Genomic DNA, 3,004 nt, shown 5'->3' on the forward strand with positions numbered 1-3,004 from the left:
TGATGGACTTGCAACCTGAAAGCCCCATGGTGAGCTCGAAATCCGTTTTCAGGTTGGCAATCACTTCCCGCACCCCGGCTTCGCCGGCGATCGCAAGCCCGTAGACCCAGGGCCGGCCCAGGCCGACGGCGGTGGCGCCCAATGCCAGCGCCTTGAAAACATCAGCCCCAGTGCGGATACCGCTGTCCATGATCACCGGTATTCGGCCGGCAACGGCTTCAACCACCTCCGGCAGGGCATCGAGGCTGCCGATGGCGCCGTCCACCTGGCGCCCGCCGTGGTTGGAGACAATGATGCCGTCCATGCCGGAGTCCACCGCTTTGCGGCCGTCGTCCGGATGCTGGATGCCTTTAAGCAGGATCGGTAGGCGGGTGTGGTCGCGCAGCATCTTCAGATCGTCCCAGGTTAATGAGGGTTTGGAATAAACGGCGATGAATTCCTGCACCGCCGCCATGGCCTTACCGGAACTGATGCCGTCAAGGGCCCCACCGGGCCAGGACTGGCCTATCTGCTTGAGGGTTTTGAGCGTTTCCAGCGACAGTTTGGGCCTGGCCATGTTGCCCGGCTCGCTGGGGGTTTTCAGGCTTTCCAAAAACACCGGGTCGCTGGTGTACTGGGCAATACCTTTGCCCCGCAGAAAGGGCAGGTAGGCCAGGTCCAGGTCCCGCGTGCGCCAGCCCAGCATAGTAGTATCCAGGGTGACCACGATGGCCTCGCAGCCACAACTCTCGGCACGGCTGACCAGGCTTCGCACCAGATCGTCGGATTTGCTCCAGTACAGCTGGAACCAGCGCGCGCCGTCCCCCATGGCGTCGGCCACCTGCTCCATGGGCTGCGACGCCTGGTTAGAGAAGATCATGGGTATGCCCTCGGCTGCGGCGGCGCGGCCAATGGCTTCGTCTGCGTCCTTATGTGCCATCTCCGACACTCCGATCGGGCTCAGCAAAAAGGGGCTTGGCAGGGTGCGGCCAAACAGTTCAACGGTCGCGTTCCGCTCGGATACGTCGTTGAGCATGCGTGGAACAATGCGCTGGCGGTCAAAGGATTCCCGGTTCGCCCGCATTGTGCTTTCCAGGCCTGCCCCGCCGGCGATGTAGGCATAGGCCTCCGGGCTCATGGCATCGCAGCCCTTGCGTTCGAGTTCGTGAAAATCCACCGGCACTAACGGTTTTTCGCCGCTCAGGCCTTTGCTGTAGATGTCCTGCTGGCGGTTGATGGTCGGTGCTCGGCGACCGGCGGTGCTGTTCTCCATGGGGTGCTCCGTTGTTTTTGTCGGGTTCCACTATAACTCCGGGGCGAAGAGGGTGTAAAAAAGCCAGACAGATTTATTTTGCAACGGCAGCTCGAGGCATTAAAGAACCGACTATGATGACATCGCCTATTCAAACTGTCCGGAGCCCCTGGATCAGCTTTGCGTTGGCCATTACATGTCTGTGGTTGAGATCCTGATCATCACCACGCTGTTCATCTGGTTCCTGACGGACCCGGAGTGGAGCGTTCAACAGCGTATTCCCGTGCTCCCTTGTGGTGAACTTATCCAAGGGGTTTTATCGTAAAATCTATTTCGATCTGCAATGTCAGGAGCTTTTTATGGGTAAGTTTGTTTCAGTGAGGGCTGCCCTCATTTTTTTATCACTGGCGCTCGCACCAATGCTCGCTCAAGCGAAGCCGGTTTGGATTGATGTCCGCACGGAAGCCGAGCACCGGCAGAACCACATTGATGGGGACCCGCTCATTCCGCACGGGAACATTCTCGCGCAGGTTACCGACCGGTTTCCGGACAAGGATACGGAGATAAATCTGTATTGCCGCAGTGGAAACAGAGCCGGTAAAGCGAAATCTGCCCTGGAAAGTGCGGGCTATACCAATGTGAAGAACAGGGGTAGTGTTGCCGAGGCGCGGGAGGCGCGAAATCCCTGATGAGTGGGGAATTGTGGACTGGCTTTGTCGTGGTCTGGGAATGTCTCCCCGTTATATGGCATCGGCAGGCCGTCCTGCCGGGCTCGGAAGTGAACCACTATCCGGTCGGCCATTTCGATGTTTACCGGGGCGAAGCTCTGGTTCAGTTAATCGAAGATCAACTTGATTTCCTGCCCCGGTCGTTCCAGTAAAAGTCATCCGGGTCAGCCGACTGGGTGTTCATTTGGCGCCCAGATAACAAGCGCAGCGACAGGCCTTATTATGCATTTGGACAAAGCAAAAAAGCGCATTGCAAAGCAGATCAAGAAGGGCTTTCATGGCTATCCGTTGGTTTCGCTAGAGTACTTTGGTAAAGCGAACCTTGGTAAAGCGCCGGATTCAGCCACCGAGGTCGTTGTTTCATTTACTGAGAAAGAGGGCGCCGAGCCCCAGAAGCAAACGTTTGTAAGTGGCGGTGATGCCCGGGAAGATGAAACGATTCAATCCACCCTCGTGAAAATTATTGAGCGGGCGGATGCCAAAACGGTGACTGAGGTCAACGGTATTTCTACTCTCAGTGAAATTTAATGATAAACAGGTCTGGACGTCGTCCCCAAGGGCAATATCACCCGTTTTAACCACCCGCGTTGTGATTTCTCTTGGTTAGCCCGGTTTTTGAGGAGTAGTTATGTTTCGCATTCACGTCGAGAGGGTTCTTGGTAAGGATATTGACACGGTCTTTGAGGCCATCGCAGACCATGCTAGCTACGAACGGTTTCCAGGGGTTAGCAGGTCCGTGCTGATTGAAAAGGGAAAAGACGAGAAAAATGGCACCGGTGCGCTCCGGGTTATCGGAGCCGGGCGGCTTGAGTTGACTGAACGTATTACACAGTTTGAGAGGCCGAATCGGATGCACTATTGCATTGAAAAATCGAGCCCGTTCGCCGTTCAGCACACGAAGGGGGAAATTGTTTTAAAGCCCGAGGGTGATCAGACGCGAGTGATCTGGATTTCCGAGGGGCATGTGCAGGTGCCCTTGCTTGGAAGGATGATGGATCGGATGGCTGAGCGCAGCTTTTCGAAAGCCTTCAGTTCCCTGCTAAAG

Annotated in this window: 5 protein-coding genes; 4 read left to right on the plus strand and 1 reads right to left on the minus strand. The window is 56.3% G+C overall.

What is annotated here, in order from left to right:
- Positions 1–1,252 (minus strand): lactate 2-monooxygenase (locus tag ACESMB_RS13105; RefSeq protein ID WP_372971764.1); only part of this gene is annotated, 1,252 nt, incomplete at its 3' end.
- Positions 1,253–1,590: 338 nt separating this feature from the next.
- On the opposite strand from ACESMB_RS13105, the gene ACESMB_RS13110 reads away from it, so the two are divergent.
- The 4 genes from ACESMB_RS13110 to ACESMB_RS13125 form a co-directional block, all read left to right on the plus strand.
- The gene (locus ACESMB_RS13110) at positions 1,591–1,920 is read left to right on the plus strand and encodes a rhodanese-like domain-containing protein (RefSeq protein WP_372926806.1); all 330 of its coding nucleotides are present in this window, start codon (positions 1,591–1,593) and stop codon (positions 1,918–1,920) included.
- Positions 1,920–2,111 carry a hypothetical protein gene (locus ACESMB_RS13115; protein WP_372926807.1) on the plus strand — a complete coding sequence of 64 codons (192 nt, stop codon included), beginning with the start codon at positions 1,920–1,922 and terminating at the stop codon, positions 2,109–2,111. The genes ACESMB_RS13110 and ACESMB_RS13115 overlap by 1 nt, the downstream gene beginning before the upstream one ends.
- Before the next feature lie 70 nt (positions 2,112–2,181).
- Positions 2,182–2,487 (plus strand): hypothetical protein, encoded by a 306-nt coding sequence (locus ACESMB_RS13120; protein ID WP_372926808.1) that lies wholly within the window; start codon positions 2,182–2,184, stop codon positions 2,485–2,487.
- A 100-nt stretch (positions 2,488–2,587) separates the two neighbouring features.
- Positions 2,588–3,004, plus strand: a 417-nt coding sequence (locus tag ACESMB_RS13125; RefSeq protein WP_372971765.1) for an SRPBCC family protein, incomplete at its 3' end; no start/stop codon positions are given.

This window comes from Marinobacter sp., assembly GCF_041686475.1.
In the GTDB taxonomy this organism is placed as follows: Bacteria; Pseudomonadota; Gammaproteobacteria; order Pseudomonadales; family Oleiphilaceae; genus Marinobacter.